General features: G+C 52.7%; 20 protein-coding genes. 5 read left to right on the plus strand and 15 right to left on the minus strand.

Going from position 1 to position 18,435, the window contains the following annotated elements:
- Positions 1 to 231: 231 nt before the first annotated feature.
- From PXC00_RS08255 to ylxM, 11 genes are all read right to left on the minus strand, one after another.
- Complete coding sequence (locus tag PXC00_RS08255) at positions 232 to 723, minus strand: ATP synthase subunit B family protein (RefSeq protein ID WP_275843977.1); 492 nt, start codon at positions 721 to 723, stop codon at positions 232 to 234.
- On the minus strand, positions 716 to 1,222 hold the full coding sequence (coaD, locus tag PXC00_RS08260; protein WP_275843976.1) for a pantetheine-phosphate adenylyltransferase: 507 nt from the start codon (positions 1,220 to 1,222) through the stop codon (positions 716 to 718). Before coaD ends, PXC00_RS08255 begins: the two co-directional genes overlap by 8 nt.
- Entirely contained in the window at positions 1,219 to 1,791 is a 573-nt protein-coding gene (rsmD, locus tag PXC00_RS08265) for a 16S rRNA (guanine(966)-N(2))-methyltransferase RsmD (RefSeq protein WP_275844065.1), read from the minus strand. Before rsmD ends, coaD begins: the two co-directional genes overlap by 4 nt.
- Positions 1,792 to 1,881: 90 nt before the next feature.
- Entirely contained in the window at positions 1,882 to 3,723 is a 1,842-nt protein-coding gene (gene uvrC / locus PXC00_RS08270) for an excinuclease ABC subunit UvrC (protein ID WP_275843975.1), read from the minus strand.
- Between the two features lie 97 nt (positions 3,724 to 3,820).
- Positions 3,821 to 4,084, minus strand: coding sequence for an HPr family phosphocarrier protein (locus PXC00_RS08275; RefSeq protein WP_275843974.1), 264 nt, complete (start codon positions 4,082 to 4,084; stop codon positions 3,821 to 3,823).
- Positions 4,085 to 4,334: 250 nt separating this feature from the next.
- On the minus strand, positions 4,335 to 5,093 hold the full coding sequence (trmD, locus tag PXC00_RS08280; RefSeq protein WP_275843973.1) for a tRNA (guanosine(37)-N1)-methyltransferase TrmD: 759 nt from the start codon (positions 5,091 to 5,093) through the stop codon (positions 4,335 to 4,337).
- Positions 5,083 to 5,595, minus strand: coding sequence for a ribosome maturation factor RimM (rimM, locus tag PXC00_RS08285; RefSeq protein WP_275843972.1), 513 nt, complete (start codon positions 5,593 to 5,595; stop codon positions 5,083 to 5,085). The genes trmD and rimM overlap by 11 nt, the downstream gene beginning before the upstream one ends.
- A gap of 82 nt (positions 5,596 to 5,677) precedes the next feature.
- Positions 5,678 to 5,911 carry a KH domain-containing protein gene (locus PXC00_RS08290; protein ID WP_275843971.1) on the minus strand — a complete coding sequence of 78 codons (234 nt, stop codon included), beginning with the start codon at positions 5,909 to 5,911 and terminating at the stop codon, positions 5,678 to 5,680.
- 19 nt (positions 5,912 to 5,930) lie between these two features.
- Positions 5,931 to 6,173, minus strand: coding sequence for a 30S ribosomal protein S16 (gene rpsP, locus PXC00_RS08295; RefSeq protein WP_275843970.1), 243 nt, complete (start codon positions 6,171 to 6,173; stop codon positions 5,931 to 5,933).
- Positions 6,174 to 6,267: 94 nt separating this feature from the next.
- Positions 6,268 to 7,632, minus strand: coding sequence for a signal recognition particle protein (ffh, locus tag PXC00_RS08300; RefSeq protein ID WP_275843969.1), 1,365 nt, complete (start codon positions 7,630 to 7,632; stop codon positions 6,268 to 6,270).
- 20 nt (positions 7,633 to 7,652) lie between these two features.
- Positions 7,653 to 8,021: a YlxM family DNA-binding protein gene (gene ylxM / locus PXC00_RS08305; protein WP_275843968.1), complete on the minus strand. Its 369-nt coding sequence runs from the start codon at positions 8,019 to 8,021 to the stop codon at positions 7,653 to 7,655.
- Positions 8,022 to 8,258: 237 nt separating this feature from the next.
- Between ylxM and PXC00_RS08310 the strand changes: the two genes are divergently transcribed.
- From PXC00_RS08310 to PXC00_RS08320, 3 genes are all read left to right on the plus strand, one after another.
- Complete coding sequence (locus tag PXC00_RS08310; protein ID WP_275843967.1) at positions 8,259 to 9,836, plus strand: NAD(P)/FAD-dependent oxidoreductase; 1,578 nt, start codon at positions 8,259 to 8,261, stop codon at positions 9,834 to 9,836.
- On the plus strand, positions 9,833 to 11,584 hold the full coding sequence (locus PXC00_RS08315) for an ArnT family glycosyltransferase (RefSeq protein ID WP_275843966.1): 1,752 nt from the start codon (positions 9,833 to 9,835) through the stop codon (positions 11,582 to 11,584). The genes PXC00_RS08310 and PXC00_RS08315 overlap by 4 nt, the downstream gene beginning before the upstream one ends.
- 98 nt (positions 11,585 to 11,682) lie before the next feature.
- Entirely contained in the window at positions 11,683 to 13,101 is a 1,419-nt protein-coding gene (locus tag PXC00_RS08320; protein WP_275843965.1) for a YcxB family protein, read from the plus strand.
- 69 nt (positions 13,102 to 13,170) lie between these two features.
- On the opposite strand, the gene PXC00_RS08325 is transcribed toward PXC00_RS08320, so the two are convergent.
- The 4 genes from PXC00_RS08325 to PXC00_RS08340 form a co-directional block, all read right to left on the minus strand.
- A complete protein-coding gene (locus PXC00_RS08325) occupies positions 13,171 to 14,004 on the minus strand; it encodes an Mrp/NBP35 family ATP-binding protein (RefSeq protein ID WP_275843964.1) in 834 nt (277 codons plus the stop codon).
- Between the two features lie 93 nt (positions 14,005 to 14,097).
- Positions 14,098 to 15,057, minus strand: coding sequence for an NAD(P)H-dependent glycerol-3-phosphate dehydrogenase (locus tag PXC00_RS08330; RefSeq protein ID WP_275843963.1), 960 nt, complete (start codon positions 15,055 to 15,057; stop codon positions 14,098 to 14,100).
- Positions 15,054 to 16,610 carry a sensor histidine kinase gene (locus PXC00_RS08335; RefSeq protein WP_275843962.1) on the minus strand — a complete coding sequence of 519 codons (1,557 nt, stop codon included), beginning with the start codon at positions 16,608 to 16,610 and terminating at the stop codon, positions 15,054 to 15,056. Before PXC00_RS08335 ends, PXC00_RS08330 begins: the two co-directional genes overlap by 4 nt.
- Positions 16,597 to 17,277: a response regulator transcription factor gene (locus tag PXC00_RS08340; RefSeq protein WP_275843961.1), complete on the minus strand. Its 681-nt coding sequence runs from the start codon at positions 17,275 to 17,277 to the stop codon at positions 16,597 to 16,599. Before PXC00_RS08340 ends, PXC00_RS08335 begins: the two co-directional genes overlap by 14 nt.
- Before the next feature lie 270 nt (positions 17,278 to 17,547).
- On the opposite strand from PXC00_RS08340, the gene PXC00_RS08345 reads away from it, so the two are divergent.
- A complete protein-coding gene (locus tag PXC00_RS08345) occupies positions 17,548 to 17,985 on the plus strand; it encodes an RrF2 family transcriptional regulator (RefSeq protein ID WP_275843960.1) in 438 nt (145 codons plus the stop codon).
- Positions 17,982 to 18,377: an RrF2 family transcriptional regulator gene (locus PXC00_RS08350; protein WP_275843959.1), complete on the plus strand. Its 396-nt coding sequence runs from the start codon at positions 17,982 to 17,984 to the stop codon at positions 18,375 to 18,377. The genes PXC00_RS08345 and PXC00_RS08350 overlap by 4 nt, the downstream gene beginning before the upstream one ends.
- Positions 18,378 to 18,435 lie beyond the last annotated feature (58 nt).

An 18,435-nucleotide genomic window follows, 5' to 3' on the forward strand; every position in this document is an offset into this window, starting at 1 on the left:
TTGCGGGAAAACGGGCTTTTCCCCGGGGGAAAATCCTTCGCGCCACGCCGGAACTGCGCGGGCATTCTTTCTCCCGACCTTACAAAAAGATTATAAAATTGTAATGGATTTCTTCCGTTCAGTCTATGTATACCACCGCACAGATATTCAGCAGAAAACCATCGCCAACTCCGACATAAAAAAGCCCCCACCGCAAAAGTGCGTGGAGGCCCGTATGATTTCTTTGTTCACTTAGTGTTTTGCTTTCTTTTTGTGCATTGTCGCGGCTTTCAGGTTTTGCCGTGTACTCCGCAGTTCGGACAAACTGGCAGTGAGCCCTTCATCCGCGCGCTGCATTAAATCCTCTACATAAGCGCTGCTGGCATGGCGCATATCCCGCGTTTGTTTTTGCGTAGTAACAATCAACTCGTCAGCCTGCTTGCGTGCCTGCTGCAAAATCACTTCCTGATTCAGCAAAACCTTTGCACGCTCCTCCGCATCGTGGACGATGCTTTCCGCTTCTTTCTTTGCACCGGCAAGAACCTTTTCGCGGTTTCCAACAATGGAGCGAGCCTCCCGGATTTCATTTGGCAAACACTCCCGCAATTCATCCAGAACCTGACGTGCCTCATTGGCATCAACCACCGCGCGGCCATGCCCCAATGGTAAATTCCATGCCTTTTCCAGCATTACATAAAGTTCATCAATCAAATCTTCTGCATTTACGGTATTTGCTTCACTCATGCCTGTTCCCTCCTGCATAGATTCGGTCATTGATGTCCTGCATAATGCACTGTGGCACACACTTGGAGATATCACCGCCGAAAACAGCAATCTGCTTTACCACACTGGAGCTGAGAAACATATTTTCCGCCTGCGTATTGAAAAAGATGGTTTCCAGATTGGGGTTCAGGTTCCGGTTTGTCAGCGACATCTGAAACTCATACTCAAAGTCAGACAGCGCACGCAGACCCCGCACAACCGCAACCGCCCTTTTCTGGCGTGCGTATTCGGCAAGCAAACCGTGAAAACTGTCTATTTCCACCTGCGGCAGACCGTTGGTACAGCGGCGGAGCATATCCATGCGCTCTTCTGCTGTAAAGGCTGTCTTTTTTTCGGGGTTGTCCAAAACCGCAACAATCACCCGATCAAACAATTTGCAGGAACGCCGGATAATATCCAGATGCCCCAGTGTCACCGGGTCAAAGCTGCCTGGGCAAATTGCCACTTTTTCTTCTTTCACTTTGACACATCCTTATGCACGAATGTTGTGACCATAATTTTCCCGTACCGGTGCGCACGTTCCCTGACAAACGCACCAGCTGTTTCCGGCAGCGCCTCATCAGACGGATGCTCACAGAGAATCACGCCGCCGGGATTCATAAGAGCGGCACAGAGTGGCAGCGCCTGCTCCAACAGCCCGGTACGGTACGGCGGATCCAGAAAGCAGAGGTCATAGCGTGCGCCCCCGCGCTGCAAAAACAGAAGCGTATCGGTCTGATACACAGCAGCCTGCCCTGCCAGTCCGGTTGCTTCGAGATTTTTATGAATCACATCCACGCTTTCTTTGCTGTTGTCCAGAAAGTCCGCGTGCGCCGCACCTCGGCTGAGTGTTTCAATGCCAAGCTGGCCGGAGCCTGCGAAGGCGTCCAACACCCTGCGCCCCTCCACTTGAAACTGAATCATGCTGAAAATGGCCTCTTTCACACGTTCCGGCGTCGGACGCGTTTCGGAACCTTCCCGCGTAAGAAGCCGGCGGCCCCGAGCTGTCCCGGTAATGACACGCATGGATTCGGCCTCCTTTCGTTGTATCGCTTTTTACATCACGGGTATTATTATCGCATTCCTGAGCGCATCTGTCAACTTATACGAAAAGGGATGCGAAAATTTTACAATTTCTTTTCACTCTGCCGCGGGGTGAAAGTGCTCATACACCTTTTGTGCGGCAGGCCGCGTCATATCCGGTGCGGTCGCCAGTTCCTCCAAAGTAGCGTCCTGAATGGCTGCCACTGTACGGAAGTGGTGCAGCAGCGCCTTTGCACGCTTTTCCCCGATGCCCTCAATCTGGGTCAGGGACGAGGCAAAAGCGTGCTTCTTCCGGCTTTGGCGATGGTACCCGATGGCCCAACGGTGCACTTCATCCTGAATACCGGACACCAAAGTAAATGCGGCGCGGTGCGAATTGATGGCAATCTCACCGCCGTCTCCGGTAATCGCACGGGTGCGGTGGCTGTTGTCTTTCACCATGCCGAACAGTGGAATCTGCAGGTCAAACTGCTCCAAAACCGGTCGCACAGCGCTGACCTGCCCTTTGCCGCCGTCAAGCAAAATCAAATCGGGCAGGCGGCCAAAGCCCTCTCCCTCATCCTGATGCTGCACATATTCCTGAAAACGGCGCGTCAGCACCTCATGCATGGAGCCGTAATCATCCTGCCCCGCAACCGTTTTGATTTTAAACTTTCGGTAAGCTGATTTCAGCGGTCTGCCATTTTCAAACACGACCATTCCGGCAACGTTGTCCTCCCCAGCCAGATTAGAAATATCATACGACTCAATGTACTGCGGCGGATTTTTAAGTCCCAGCAGGCGGCCCAGCTCATCCAGGGCACTGGTTTCCCGCACGGTGCGTCCGGTGGTCTGCGCTACTTGTTCCGCTGCGTTGCTGCGCACCATTTCCGCAAGCTTCGCCTGCTCCCCCTTCTGCGGCACCACCAGGTGAACCGCATGACCGGACTTCTGTGTCAGCCACTGCTCCAGCAAATCCATATTTTCTGCAGGTGCATCCAGCGTCACGCGCGGCGGAATCCGGCTGCGGATGGAATAATACAGTTCCAGAAATTCGCGGCGGGCGCTTTCCGGTTCGCCAACTGGCCCCATGGGAAAGCTTTCCCGGTCGCAGAGACGCGCATCCTGATACCGAAACACCTGAAAGCACGCGGCGGCAGGACCCTGCGCTAAGGCAATGACATCCTGCTCCTCTACAGAATTGGCAACCACTTTCTGCCGGTCTGCCATGCGCCGAATCGCCTGCAGACGGTCGCGCAGCCGCGCCGCACGCTCAAACTGCAGCTTTTCGCTTGCTTCCAGCATTTTCTTTTCCAGCTGCTTCACTGACTGCGCACTGCCGCCCTGCACGAAATCAATGGCTTCGTCAACCAATTCCCGATATTCCGTTTCGCTGATTTTGCCCAGACACGGCGCACAACACTGTTTGATATAGTAATTCAGGCACGGTCGCTTTTTCCCGATGTCCTGCGGAAAGCGGCGGTTACAGTCCGGCAGACGAAAGATTTTCAGTGCTTCATCCACGCTTTCCTTGGTGGCCCACGAACTGACATAAGGCCCCAGATAGGTCGCGCCGTCGTCCGCAATCTGCTTGGCCTGTGACAAGCGCGGCCATGCTTCTCTAGTAATGCGGATATAATGATACCCTTTGTCGTCCTTGAGCAGAATGTTGTACTTCGGCGTATGCTGTTTAATCAGGCTTGCTTCCAGAACCAGCGCCTCAAATTCGCTGTCGGTCAGAATGTACTCGAACCAATCGACGTGCGCCACCATCTGCCGTACTTTTTCTTCATGATTTTTTTCACTGCCGAAATACTGACTGACACGGTTTTTCAGTGCTTTGGCCTTTCCGATATAAATAATTTCGCCGGCCTTGTTGTGCATAATATAAACACCCGGATGCAGCGGAAGATTCATCGCTTTTTTTCGCAGTTCCCGGCGCTTTTCCTCCTGCAGCATTCACCCAGCTCCTTTCAAACCGCATTTCGGTAAAACAAAAAAAGCTGTCCCCCAACACGGAAAGGACCGTGTTCACGGGACAGCAGCCTGCCGTGTTTTACTCAGCAAAACCAGACTTGACCAGATCCACGAGGCTGTCAACGGCGTCCTCTTCATCGGGACCGTCTGCAATGATGCGGATAGTCGTACCGCCAACAATGCCTAAAGACAGAACGCCCAGAAGGCTTTTTGCGTTTACACGGCGCTCTTCCTTTTCAACCCAGATGGAAGACTTGTACTCGTTCGCTTTCTGAATGAAGAATGTTGCAGGACGAGCATGCAGGCCTACCTGATTTTGAACGAGAACTTCTTTAACACACATTCTGATTAGCTCCTAACCATTTAAATTTGAAATCACAAATCAATATTCCGAAATTGATGAATGGCAAACAGAATACGGAACTTTTCGTATTTACCTAGTATTATAGCACTTTTCAAAAAGCGGTCAATCACCGCGCGGAAAATTCGGACTTATACCTAAGCCGAAGGTGTTTGCACGGAAGCATATTCGTGCAATTTGCTATATTTGTTGAAAATTTTTAGACTCTCTGCTGTACTTACAACCCTGTCTGTTATGTTTTCGCGCTGAAATCCGCCGCATTTTCCACCGCATGACTGGTAAGAAAATGCCGGTCATCCTCGGTCAGTTCCGCTTGCCGCAGCATATCGGGACGCTTCTGCAGCGTGCGCAGCAGGCTCTGCTGCCGCCGCCAGCGAGCAATCTTTGCATGGTGACCGGTCATCAGCTCCGGCGGCACAGATTTGCCGCGCCAAATCTGCGGGCGGCTGTACTGCGGATACTCCAACAAGCCATTGTAGTGACTTTCCTCCACAAAGCACTCATCTGCCGCCAAAACTCCGGGCTGCAGCCGGGCAAGCGAATCAATCAGGCACAGGGCGGGCAGTTCCCCGCCAGTCAAAACGAAGTCGCCAAGGGAAACCTCCTCGTCCACATACGCTTCCAGAACCCGTTCATCCACGCCCTCGTAATGCCCGCAGAGCACGCACAGATTTTCGTAGGTGCTCAGTTCTTTGAGCAGCGGCTGATTCAGCGGCCGTCCCTGCGGACTCATAAATACAATATGCGGTTTTTTCCCAAGCATCCGAATCAGGTCGTCAAAGCAGGCGGCAATCGGCTCCGCCTTTAAAAGCATTCCTTTACCGCCGCCGAAAACCGTATCGTCCACCGTGCTGTGCCGGTCGTATGCATAATCACGCAACTGGTGCGGGACAATTTGCACAGCACCGCGCTTGCGGCCGCGGCCAACGATGCTTTCCGCCAAAACCGCCTCACACATCTCTGGAAACAGTGTAATGAGATCAATCCGCATCAAACAACCCCTCCATCGGTGTAATCTCCAGCACACCCTCATCCAGCGAAATGCGCCGTATCACCTGCGCAATGGCGGGCAGCAGCGTTTCTCTGCCGGCAGAATCCGTCACGGCATACACATCGTTGGCGCCTGTGCCATACACCGCCGTCAGCTTGCCATATGGTGCACCGGTGCGTGCATCGCGCACCGCCAAGCCAATTAAATCCTGCTGAAAGTAAGTTCCCGCAGGCAGTTCCACATCTTCCCGTCGAAAACACAGAACACGCCCGCGCAAGGCATCTGCCTGCTCCACGGTAGTGACTCCCTCCAGCGTCAGCAGGAGCAGTGACTTGTGCACACGGGCAGAAAGCACCTTGACCGGTGTTTGATCCTTCTCCCAGTACAGCCTGGAAAACTGTTTCAGAAACTCTGCCGAATCACACCACGGCTCCAACCGCAGCTCTCCGCGCACGCCATGTGTTCCCACAATCCGGCCGGCCTCCAGATACGCTGTTTTCATGTGCGTCCTCCCATCCTATTTTTTGCTTCGGAAAAAATAATGCCGCAAGCAGCAAAGCCTGCGGCAGAAGTTCTGAAATTTGTCAGTCTATTTCCACAGACACCTTGGCGTCCTGCCGGGTGGCCGCTGCGCGCATAACCACACGAATTGCTTTTGCAATTCTGCCCTGCTTGCCGATGACACGTCCCATATCATTTTCCGCAACATGCAGATGATATGTGACGGTACCGTCCTCGGCAGGCTCGTCCACGGTAACATTGACAGTGGTCGGATCTTCGACTAACCCCTGTGCAATGGAAATCAAAAGTTCTTCCATGGAACAAACCTCCTTTTACTCAGAGCACACCGTTCTGCTTGAAAAGGCGCTTCACCGTATCGGTCGGCTGTGCACCGTTTTTAATCCAGGTCTGTGCTTTTTCCGCGTCCACTTTCACTTCTGCTGGCTCTTTAAGCGGATTGTAACTACCGATTTCTTCAATGAAACGGCCATCGCGCGGGTCGCGGGAATCCGCAACAACAATCCGGTAAAACGGGTTTTTCTTTGCGCCCATGCGGCGCAGACGAATCTTTACTGCCATGTTTTTTACCTCCAAAGTAAACGGTCAAAATTAAAATGAAATCTATAAATCCGAAAGCCCGGCCGGCAGCCGCAGCTTCCGCGAATTATCAAACTTAAAACGGCATTCCACCGGGCATACCGGGCATACCGGGCATGCCGCCCATGGGCGGCATCCTGCGGCGCTTGCCTTTTTTGCCCTTCATCATCTTCATCATTTTCTGCATCTGCTCCATGGATTTGAGCAGCTTGTTCACATCCTCCACCTTGGTACCGCTGCCGGCGGCAATCCGGCGCTTGCGGGCGGGGCTGATGATATCGGGCTTTTCACGTTCTTCCGGCGTCATGGAAAGGATGAGAGCTTTTTGGCGGTCAATCAGGCGGTCGTTGAGCTGGTCATCGCTGAGTTTGCGCGTATCCAACCCGATTTTTTCCAAAATGCCGCGCATGGGGCCCATCTTCTTAATCTGGTCAAACTGCGCCAGCAGGTCGTTGAAGTCCAGTTTATTCTGCAGCATCCGCTGGGCGGTTTTTTCCGCTTCTTTTTCATCCAGCTTGGTCTGTGCGTCTTCAATCAGCGTCAGCACGTCGCCCATACCGAGAATGCGGGAAGCCATGCGGTCGGGATGAAACACCTCGATGTCGTCCAGCTTTTCACCAATGCCGGCAAATTTAATAGGCTTTCCGGTAACCGCCTTAACAGACAGTGCCGCGCCGCCGCGGGTGTCACCGTCCAGCTTTGTCAAAATCACGCCGGTAATTTCCAGCTTTTCATCAAATGTCTTAGAAACGTTGACAGCTTCCTGGCCGGTCATGCTGTCGACCACCAGAAGGATTTCACTGGGCTGCACGGCTTCCTTGATATTCTTCAGTTCCTCCATCAGCTTGTCATCAATCTGCAGACGGCCGGCGGTGTCAAGCAGCACAAAATCATTGCCGTAATCTTTCGCGTGGCGAATGGCATCCCGGCTAATCTGCACCGGATCGCCCTGCCCCTCCTCAAAGACCGGCACGCCTGCCTGCTGCCCGACAATCTGCAGCTGCTTCACAGCAGCGGGGCGATAAACGTCACAGGCGACGAGCATCGGACGATGCCCCTGCTGTTTAAGCAGGCGACCCAGCTTTGCCGCATGGGTGGTTTTACCGGCACCCTGCAAGCCGCACAGCAGAACCACACACGGCCCGGAAGCAGGCATTTTCAGGCGGGATTCCCCGCCGCCCATGAGCTGCGTCAGCTCTTCATTGACGATTTTGACAACCATCTGCCCCGGCGTGAGGCTTTCCATGACCTCGCTGCCAACAGCGCGCTCACTGACCTTTTTGGTAAACTCTTTTGCAACTTTATAGTTCACATCTGCTTCAAGCAGTGCAAGGCGCACCTCCCGCATTGCTGTTTTTACGTCATCCTGTGTCAGCTTGCCTTTGCTTTTCAGCCGCCGGAACGCGGCGGTCAGTTTATCTGAAAGACTTTCAAATGCCATGCATGCGCCTCCCTTTTCGGTCAGTCTGTGGTTTCCAGCTTGCCTAAAATTTTAAGCAGATGATCAATCTGCTCGGTGATGGATTTGTCGTAAACAAAACGGCTGTTGTAATCGCGGATATGTTCCGCATACTGGCGAATCTGCGTAAAAGCCGCCGCGCGCTCGCGGGACTTTTGCAGCAGCCCCAGATTCTGTTCCATCTCTTTCAGCTGCGCTTCGCCGCGCTTAATGGCATCGCGCACGCCCTGACGGGTTATGCCCTCGTTCTGTGCAATTTCCGAAAGAGAAAGATCTTCATTATAATAACACGAAATGACATTTCTCTGCTTTTCCGTAAGCATGGAGCCATAGTAATCCAGCAGCAGAGAAATTTCAAAATCTTTGGCCAAAGCCCGCCGCCTCCATTCCTGTAAAGTGCTGTGCTTTACAAGTACTGTGATTATACCGCAATTTTTTCATTTTGTCAAGTTTCCGCACGCAGAATCCGCGGCGCGGCGCCGCTGGATGCCCCGCCGGGTTTCTTCACAGGACTTTCACTGTACAAACCAACCTTTTTCCAGTATAATACAAACAGGAATTATCGAATTTGCATAAAAGGCAAATGCCTAATAAAGCAGGAGGTTTTCATGAAACAAGTCATCATCATCGGGGCCGGACCAGCTGGTTTGACAGCGGCACATGAGCTTCTGTCGCGTGCCAAAGATATGTTTGCCGTAACGATTCTGGAAGAAAGTGCGGAAATTGGCGGTATCTCGCGCACAGTGCGCTGGCACGGAAACCGAATGGACATCGGCGGTCACCGGTTCTTTTCCAAAGAAGACCGTGTCAACCGCTGGTGGGCGCAGCGTATGCCGCCGCAGGGTGCCCCTGCTTATGACGACAAAGCTCTTGGTCGCGAATGCTCGCTGACTGCAGGAGGTCCTGACCCGGAAAAGGAGGATCGCGTCATGCTGACGCGCCGACGCGTTTCTCGCATCTACTACAACCGCCGTTTTTTTGACTACCCCATCACTATGAAACCGCAGACTTTCCGAAACCTTGGCCTTGCCGCCACAGCCAAAGCGGGCTGCAGCTACCTTGCCTCCTGCGCGCACAAACTGCCCGAAACCAACTTGGAAAATTTTTATATTAACCGCTTCGGCCGCACGCTTTACGGAATGTTCTTTGAAGGCTACACCGAAAAGCTCTGGGGCCGCCACCCGCGCGACATTTCCGCCGACTGGGGCTCACAGCGCGTCAAGGGACTGTCTGTCTCCGCTGTGCTGAAAGATATGCTGAAAAAAGCTGCAGGAAAAAAGCAGGAAGCGGACGAAACCTCTTTAATTGAGCAGTTTCAATATCCGAAATTTGGTCCCGGCCAGCTTTGGGAAGAAGCTGCCAAAGAAATTGAAAACATGGGCGGCGTCATTCGTAAGAACTGTAGCGTGAAGAAAGTTCACACGGAACAAGGGCGTGTCACCTCGGTGACTGTGCAGACAGAAAGCGGTACGGAAGAACTCCGCGGAGACTATTTTCTTTCTTCTATGCCTCTAAAAGACTTGGTTTGCGGCATGAACGATGTTCCCTCTTCTGTCGCAGAAATTGCCGCAGGGCTTCCCTATCGGGATTTTGTCACAGTAGGTCTGCTGGTTAAAAAACTGAACCTGAAAAACGAAACCAAAATCCGCACGCTGAGCGGATTGGTGCCGGACTGCTGGATCTATATTCAGGACACCGGCGTACGCCTCGGCCGCCTGCAGATTTTCAATAACTGGTCGCCTTACATGGTTGCCAAACCGGCAGACACAGTGTGGATCGGGCTGGAATACTTCTGCACAGAGGGCGATTCCTTTTGGAACATGACCGACCGGCAGTGTACGGACTTTGCCACACAGGAACTTCTGCGCATGGGGATTCTCACCTCAGCAAGCGACGTTCTGGACACACACCGTGAGCGGGTAAAAAAGGCCTATCCCGCTTATTTTGACACGTACGCACAGATTGACCAGTTGACTGCGTATCTGGACCAGTTTGAAAACCTTTTCTGCATCGGACGCAATGGGCAGCACCGTTACAACAATATGGACCACTCCATGATGACCGCCTTTCTGGCGGCGGACAATCTGCTTGCCGGTAAAAACGACAAGGCTGCCATCTGGAATGTCAACACAGAAAAAACCTATCAGGAAGAAAAAAATGAATCCGGCGAAGGAGGCGCGATATGACCGGTCTCAAAAAGCGCGAAGCGGTTTTTTCACATCCTTACCTGTTGCTGCTGCTTGGCTGCCTTTTGCTGTATATTCTCTTTCCCAACGGCAACAGCAACAATGTTCTGGATGCCCGCGCCAACGGGTGTTTGGCTGCACTGCTGGCTGGCGGCGCGGTCTGCGTGTTTTTGCGCAAAAAAGCACTTTCGCCGCCCCAAAGCCGCCGTTCTGCCGATGTGGATCCCGTGCGGCTTGTCATGATGCTATGCATTGCCGTTTGTATCCTCTGCGCGGCTTATCTGTATTTCAGCAGTCCCTTCCAGTTGGAGATTCTGACACTGTGCGGTTTGCTGCTGCTCTTGGGAATCGGCGTCCACCTGCACACCGGGCACAGGCTGAACGCGCGCTGGGTCTGCATTTTGCTCGGCGCAGCCGCTTTTCTGCTGCGCGGCGTATATATCCTCTATACTACCTACCTGACACGGCAGCACGATGTTACTCCTATTGACACAGACTATGGTCATCAGGCGTATATTCTGTATTTCGTCAACCATGCATTTCAGCTGCCGAATTTTTCCCCCACTTCTGTCTGGGAATTCTACCATCCGCCGTTTTACTACTTTACCAGCGCCCTATGGGTAAAACTACAACTGTTGTTTGGCGCTGAAACTGCGGTAGCCATGGAAAACGTTCAGTTTTTGACCCTGTTTTACTCCTGCGCGGCGGTGATTGTCAGCTACAAGATTCTGCGTGCCTGTGGGTTTGAGGGCAGCGCCCTGGTCGTTTCCTTTGCGGTGCTTTGCTTTCATCCGTCGCTGATTCTTCTGGCCGGCAGCATTAACAACGATATGCTCTGTATTCTGTTTTCCCTTTCGGCTATTTTGTATACCCTGCGGTGGTACCAGACACCCACACGGAAAAACATTCTGCTGCTCGCTGTTTGCATCGGTCTTGCCATGATGACAAAATCCTCCGGGGCATTGGTTGCACCGGCCGCCGCTGTTCTCTTTCTGGTCAAGCTGGGAAAAGAAAAGGCACAGCGGCAGATGCTCTGGCGGCAGTACGCTGCATTTTTTGCCGTGTGTGTTCCGCTCGGTCTGTGGTGGAACATTTACGGCAAGCTCCGCTTCGGCGTACCGTTTGGCTCTTTCAGCGGTCTGACAACTGATAACCCACAGTACCTTGGCGGATTCAGCGCCGCACAGCGCCTTTGGGGAATCGACTGGCAGCATCTCTCTGTTTTTGAAAACTGGGACTGGCAGAATCATATTTTTGAGTACAACCTCTGGATTGCGCTGCTGAAAACTTCGCTTTTTGACGAAGCCACGCTTTTCAACAATGGGCCCGGTCTGTTCGGTGCGCAGGCGCTCTTCTGGATAAACCTGCTGCTCGTTGCGGTGTCGCTTGTCTGCATGGTGCTGACCGCTGTTTTTGCTGTGCGCGGCAGAAAGCACCTGCCGCGCGGCTGGAACACAGGCGCGGCGCGGGTACAAGTTCTGTACTTTGCCGTGCTGTATGTAACGTTTCTGCTGTTTTATGTTTGGTTCTGCTTCTCTGCACCGTATGCCTGCACCCAAAGCTTCCGGTACATTGTACCCACCGTTCTGATCGGTTCAGCAGGCATGGGCAGCATTTTGGAACGTACGCGGCAGGTTCCGCGCCGCCTGCAGAAAGCGACCACCGGCGTTTGTGCGGCACTCTGCGCAGTTTTCTGCCTGCTAAGTACATTTGTGTACCTTCTTGCCGGTATGTACCCCTTGCAGTAGCGGTTCTTTTCCGTTTCATTGTATCCGCCTTTCCGCTGTGTTATAATACAGCTATGCCAACGCGGCACAGACCGCAAAACAAAGGAGCGTTCAAAACTATGAAAAAACTGACGGCAGCACTTCTCTCCCTGCTGCTCTGCGTGGGCACCGTCTGCGCTGTGCCGGCGTTTGCCGCATCTTCTTCGTCTGCTTCTTCACAAGCACAGACGGCATCCGCTGCTTCTACCGCTAAAGGCACCGCCTTTACCCTAAAAGACACCTACCTAAAAATGACGATTCCAGATGGACTGTACGCCTTTACCCAGGACACGGCCGTGGGGGATGAAAACCTGGCAAAAGCCGGCATTGCAGACTGGCTGACCGAAAAGAAAACCATGCAGGACCGCAACACGGTACTCATGGTCTGCGCCCCGCAAAGACTGTACACCCTTAACCTGGGGCAGAAATCCAGTTCCACTACACAGAAATACTATAACATGAAAACCATGTCTGACGCTGACCTCAAATCGTTGATGGACGACCTGAGCAAGCCGCAGTCCTCGGCAACCGGTGACGCCGCTTCCATCAAGACCAATGCCAAGCGCTATACGAACGCCGCCGGCGTTCCGTTCTTTTACATGGAAATGAGCGGCACATTGGAAGGAAAGAGCGTACGGGAAGTCGCATACTTTACCATCATTAACGGTGCAGGCTACACCTTTGAAACCTACAAAGAAAATGCCAAACTGACCGCCGCGCAAACAGCAAGTCTGAAAGAACTGGTAGACAGCCTGCAGGTAACGAAATACACTCAAAAGCCTGCAGAAGATACGACCAGCCCGGTCAAGGCTATCTTTTTGCTGCTTTCTCCGCTGCTGCTCATCGTCGTTCTGGTTCTCGGCGGTTACATCTTCAGCCGCGTCCGCCGCTCCCGTGAAAATCAACGCAAAGCACTGCTGCTGGAGCGCATGACTGCCTATCGCAAGCATCAGGAAGCGCTTGCGGCACAGGCACAGGAACAGGGGGGGCCTCTGGAAGAACCAGAAACGCTTATCGAAAACACCACAAAGTGCGTCAAAAAAACGCTGAAGCGCTTCAGCTGGATGGACCTGCTGCTGAATCGCAAGGGTACCTGGATTTCCATGCTGGTACTGGCGGTGATTCTAATTATCGGAGCAGTCATTGCCGCCAACACTGCCGCAAAAGTGGTTGCTGTGCTTTGCGCGGCTTTCTGCATTGCCCACCCATTGCTGATTCCGCGAAAGGTCTTTCAAGCGGAAGACGGAAATTTCCGCAAACGCAAAAGCCGCAGGGTTCACTACCAGTTCCGTGAAGAAGATTTTCGCGTTTCCGGAGTCTACTCCGGCGTTTACCCCTATGCACAGATTATCCATGTTTATGAAGTTGAACGCTACTTCTACCTTTATCTCGGTGCAAACCACGTGTACATCGTCAACAAGCACTCCTTTACCAAAGGAACAGAAGACGACCTGCGCAAACTTTTAAAAGAAAAATGCCTCGGTTACAAAACACACTAAGGCTGCTCCGAAAACTTGCAAAAACAGCTATGGCGTCACAAACACCATAGCTGTTTTTTCGTCTGTATTTTATGCTTTGAGCAGCTGCTCGACTGTGTCCGCCGCTGCCGCAAGCCAAGGCGCTTCTGCCGATTCCGCACAGCCGGCATCAATCTGCGCGGCAATCTGCGGATCCAACGGACCGCGTGCCAAAACGTTCAGCGCATATTTCTGAACAACTTCATCCAAATGGCTTTCACCGAAAATCGGAATTTTTTTACCGCAGTCCGGGCACTGCACATAGCTCATATTCTCCACCACACCGAGAATCGGTACGTGCATCATACCTGCCATGGTAACCGCTTTAGAAACAATCATTGCCACAAGTTCCTGCGGCGAAGTGACAACCAAAATGCCGTCCAGCGGAATAGACTGGAAAACCGTGAGCGGTACATCGCCGGTGCCGGGCGGCATATCCACAAACAAAAAGTCCACATCCTGCCACAGCACGTCTGTCCAAAACTGCGTTACCATATTGGCAATCATCGGGCCGCGCCAAACCACCGGATCGGTTTCATTTTCCAAAATCAGATTGACGCTCATCACGTCAATCCCCTTTTCGGTTTTACACGGCAGCATACACCCATCCTTCATCATGGCACGGCTGTGAATTCCAAACGCTTTTGGAATGGAAGGGCCGGTTATATCTGCATCCAGCACGCCGGTGTGGTAGCCGCGCCGGTTCAGCAGCACTGCCATCATGGACGTGATAAAGCTCTTGCCAACGCCGCCTTTGCCGCTGACAACGCCAATCACCTTTCGAATGCTGCTTTTTGCATTAGGCGCTTGCAGAAAACTCTGCGGATCTTTTCGCTCTCCGCAGCTTTCCCCGCAGTTACCACAGTCATGCGTACACTCGCTCATTGTCATCACTCCTATTTTCTAAAACTTCCAGTACACAAATATTTATCATAATGAAGAATTGTACTTTTGTCAAATCCAAGTAAAACGGTCAGCTTAAAATTCTCGTTTAATGGAACGCAGGAACAGGCTGCCGAGCACCTGATTTGGCTCCTGCCCACCGTTAATGACTGCATCCACTGCCTTGCAGATGGGCAGATCCACCTTGCAGCGCTCACCCAATTCCAGCAGTGCTGTCACCGTGGGAACGCCCTCGGCAAGTTTGTCGTAAGGAACTCCCCGCACAAAATCCTCCCCGAACTGGCGGTTATGGCTGTACCGGCTGAAGACCGTTGCTTCGTAATCCCCCAGATGTGCCAGTCCATATGCGGTAATTTCCTGACCGCCCATTGCCTTGATCAGCCGACCGACTTCACGCGTTCCGCGGCTCATCAAAGCCCCTTTCAGTGCTGTTTTATTCAAACCGTCCAGCATACCGGCAGCAATTCCGATTACATTTTTCGCAGCGGCACCCACTTCATTACCGAGCAAGTCATTGCCAAAGTAAAAACGAATCAGCGGGCTTTCAAAGATTTTCACCACGCGGCGCTTGACCGCATCCGAATCACTGTCAATCACCATGCAGTTCGGTATGCCCTGCTGAAAATCCTGCACATGGCCTGGCCCCACCCAGACAGCAAGGTCTATATTCGGCAAAAATGTGCGCACCACCTGCGTCAGGCGCAGGCCGGTCGAAGCCTCGATGCCCTTCATGCAGAGGACGAATGTTTTTCCGGCGCACTCCGCCTCTGACAGCTCCTGCAGAAAACTGCGCAGATTCTGTGCGCCGATGGAGATTACCACGGTCTGCGCGGACTGGACTGCCGCGTGCAGGTCACTGCTGAACCGCACAGACTCCGGAAAAGTCAGCATTCCATTGCTGCGGGTCTGTGCCAGCTGCTGAAACCGTGCGGAACTCTCCCGCCCGTAAAGCGTCACGGCATGGCCGCACTTTTCTGCGGTGTACCACGCCAAAAAGCTTCCCCAACGGCCGCAGCCGCATACCGTTACATTCATTTTTCGTGTTCCTCCTCTTTCTGTGTCGGACTGCCGCTGTACGGTGGCAGTCCCTGCGGTGCTTCCGAAGGCGATTCCATCTCCTTCACCGTTAGCGAAAACCAGAACGTACTGCCCTTGCCAAGTGCGCTGCGCACACCGTAAGCCCCGTCGTGCATATCCAGAATCGTTTTCACGATTGACAGCCCCAAACCAGTACCGATCTGTGCGCGCTTGTGTTCTTTATCAACTTTGTAATATCGCTTCCAGATATCCTTCAGCTTGTCTGGTGGAATGCCCTCGCCAGTGTCTGTGACCTCCACCCGCACCTGTGCCCCATCCACAATCTGCCGCAGCATGACACGGCGGTCTTTGCCGGTGTAGGTAATGGCATTGTTTATCAAATTATAAACAACCTGCGAAATTTTCAGTTCATCTGCGTAGACAATCACATCTTCCGCAGCCTCAAATGTCAAAACATAATCCGTCATTTTGTCGTAGCGGTGCAGAATTCCGCGGATCGTTTCCGTCAGGTCAAATTCTGTTTTTTCTACTTTCTGCGTGCCGGACTGCAGCTTGCTGAGATCCAACGTGTCATTGACCAAAGAAGTCAGCCGCTTTGCTTCGTCAATAATCACCTGCACATTTTCCGGCGTATTTTCGCCGGGCAGATCTCGCATGATTTCCGCATAACCCGAAATCATGGTCAGCGGCGTGCGCAGGTCATGGCTGATGTTGGCCACCAAATCCCGCTGCAGGTGTTCCACCTTTCCCAGCTCCTGCGCCGCATAATTCAGTGTATGCGCCAGCTGCGCAATTTCACGGTATCCGTTTTCTTCAAAGGAAACGTCATAATCGCCGGTAGCAAGTTCTTTTGCGGTTGCTGTAATCTGAATCATCGGCGAACTGATGTGGCGGGACAGATACAGCGCCAGAAACGCCCCCACGGCAAGCAAAATCATGGTCATCCAGACAATCTGCGTACGAATGGTGCGGGTGGTCGCATCCATCGGCGTCAGCATGGTGTACAGTAAAATCATGTAAGCGCTGCCGCTGGAATCTTTCTGCACAGTCGCATAAACCTGCGCTCGATCCGCACTGCCGCCGCTGTTAATCACTTCGTAATGCTTGCCACCCTCTGCCACTGTTTTCTGCAGAATGTCCAGCAGATATGGACGAATCACATCCGAAAAGCGGTTTGGGGAAAAGTCGATGCTGAACAAAGACTTACCGGTAACGGCGCGCACGCCGACCGCGTAAATCTGGCCGCTGCGGGCAGTTTCCTCGATGATATTGCGCAAGTCTGGGCTGTAAAGGTTATCCTGGATGGTTTCTGCCGCGTGTGTCAGTTCCGCACGCTTCGTCTGCTCATAAAACCGGTCAAACAGCACACTCTGAAACAGCCAGATTACTGCCAGAATCAGTAGGGCGAACACCGAAAAAGCCGCAAAAATACGCCATTTGATGCTGATGTTTTTCAAATGCTCACGCAGCATACGGAACGAAAAGGGCGGCTTCGGCACTGTGCCGTCCACATCCGGAGGCTGCGACACCTGCAGGTTATTCTGCTTCAAAACGATACCCCACCCCTCTGAGCGTTACAATGAACTTGGCGTAAGGACCGAGGCTTTTCCGCAGCAGCTTGATGTGTGTATCCAGGGTACGGTCATCTCCGTAAAAATCATATCCCCACACATTGGTAATCAGCTGCTCGCGTGTCAGCGCAATGTTCCGGTTGCTGACCATGTAAAACAGCAGGTCGTACTCTTTGGGGGAAAGTTCCACTTTCTCGCCATCCACGGTAACAATACGCGCTGTGAAGTCGATATTCAGCCCCTCCAGCGCCACAACTTCCTTCTGCGAACCGCTGCCGGACTGCGCACGCTTAATGATGGCGCCGACACGCATCATCAGTTCCTTGGGCGAAAAAGGCTTGACCACGTAATCATCAATACCCAGTTCAAAGCCGTGAATCTTGTCATACTCCTCACCGCGGGCTGAAAGCATCAGCACCGGTGATTCACAGACTTTGCGAATCTCCTTCACTGCAGAAAAGCCGTCCAGTTCGGGCATCATGACATCCATAATAATCAAGTCAAAATCACGCGGATGATCCCGGCAGGTCTGCACAGCCTGCATACCATCCTCGGCTTCCACCACCGCGTATCCCTCAAACTCCGCATACTTTTTAATCAGCAGGCGGATTTTTTCCTCATCATCAACAACCAAAATACGGTACATACTTGATTCCTCCTCCCGGCAGGCAGGGCTTGCGTCCGGTTTTACTCTATTATATCGCACTGGCGCGCAGTCTGCAATTCCCTGTCAGCGGTACGCTTTCTTTCTTTTTATAACCATAATGCACGTTTGTGAACAGGCCGTGAAAGGTTTCGCACAGACTGATGAAAAGCAAAACGCTTGCACACTGCACGAAAATACGGTATAGTTATGGTGTACCAAAATTGTTGGAATTTCCGGTTATACACCGGGAAACAGAAAGAAGGAACCGGATTGAAATTGTCTACCCGAAGCCGCTATGCACTGGAAGGCATGCTTTACCTTGCTGTTTACGGCGAAGGCAGGCCGGTGCCGGTAAAGGAGATTTCCCGTGAAACGGGTATTTCTACCGCTTATTTGGAACAAATTTTTTTCCTGCTGAAAAAGGCCGGCCTTACTGCCACTGTCCGCGGCAGCCACGGCGGTTTTGTACCGGCACGACCACTGCAGGAAATCACAGCCGGCATGATTGTCCGTACAATTGATGGAGAAATTTCTCCGGTAAACTGTGTGAGCAATCCAGAGGAATGCGCACCGGACCGTATGGCAGACTGCCCCACGCGGCCGCTTTGGGTAAAAGCTGCCGAAGCCATTTCCGGCACGCTGGACGCCCTTACTCTGAAAGACCTGCGGTGTGGCTTCCTAAAAGAAAGCGAGGCCGAAAAAACGTGAAAATCTCTACCAAAGGCCGGTACGGACTGCGCGCCATGCTTGCGCTGGTTCGTGACGGCAGGGAATTGGTTTCTCTCTCGACCATCGCACAAAAAGAAAACCTCTCACTGAACTACTTGGAAAGTATTTTTTCTCAAATGAAGCGTGCGGGACTGGTGGTGGGCGTGACCGGCGCGCAGGGCGGATACCGCTTGGCACGACCCGCCAGTCAGATCTCTGTTTATGATGTTCTGCAGGCGCTGGAAGGCAGCCTTTCTGTCACACAATCGGAGTCGGAGTCAGATATGACACCGCTGCGCCGCTACCTGACTGACTGCGTCTGGAACGTGATTGATGAAAAAGTGGAACAGATTTTTCGCAGCATGACGCTGCTGGAACTGGCAAATGCATAAACCCGCAGGCATAAAAAAGACAGTCGGCGCAAGTTTTGGCTCTGCGCCGACTGTCTTT

The sequence above is a fragment of the Caproicibacterium argilliputei genome (genome assembly GCF_029211325.2).
In the GTDB taxonomy this organism is placed as follows: Bacteria; Bacillota; Clostridia; order Oscillospirales; family Acutalibacteraceae; genus Caproicibacterium; species Caproicibacterium argilliputei.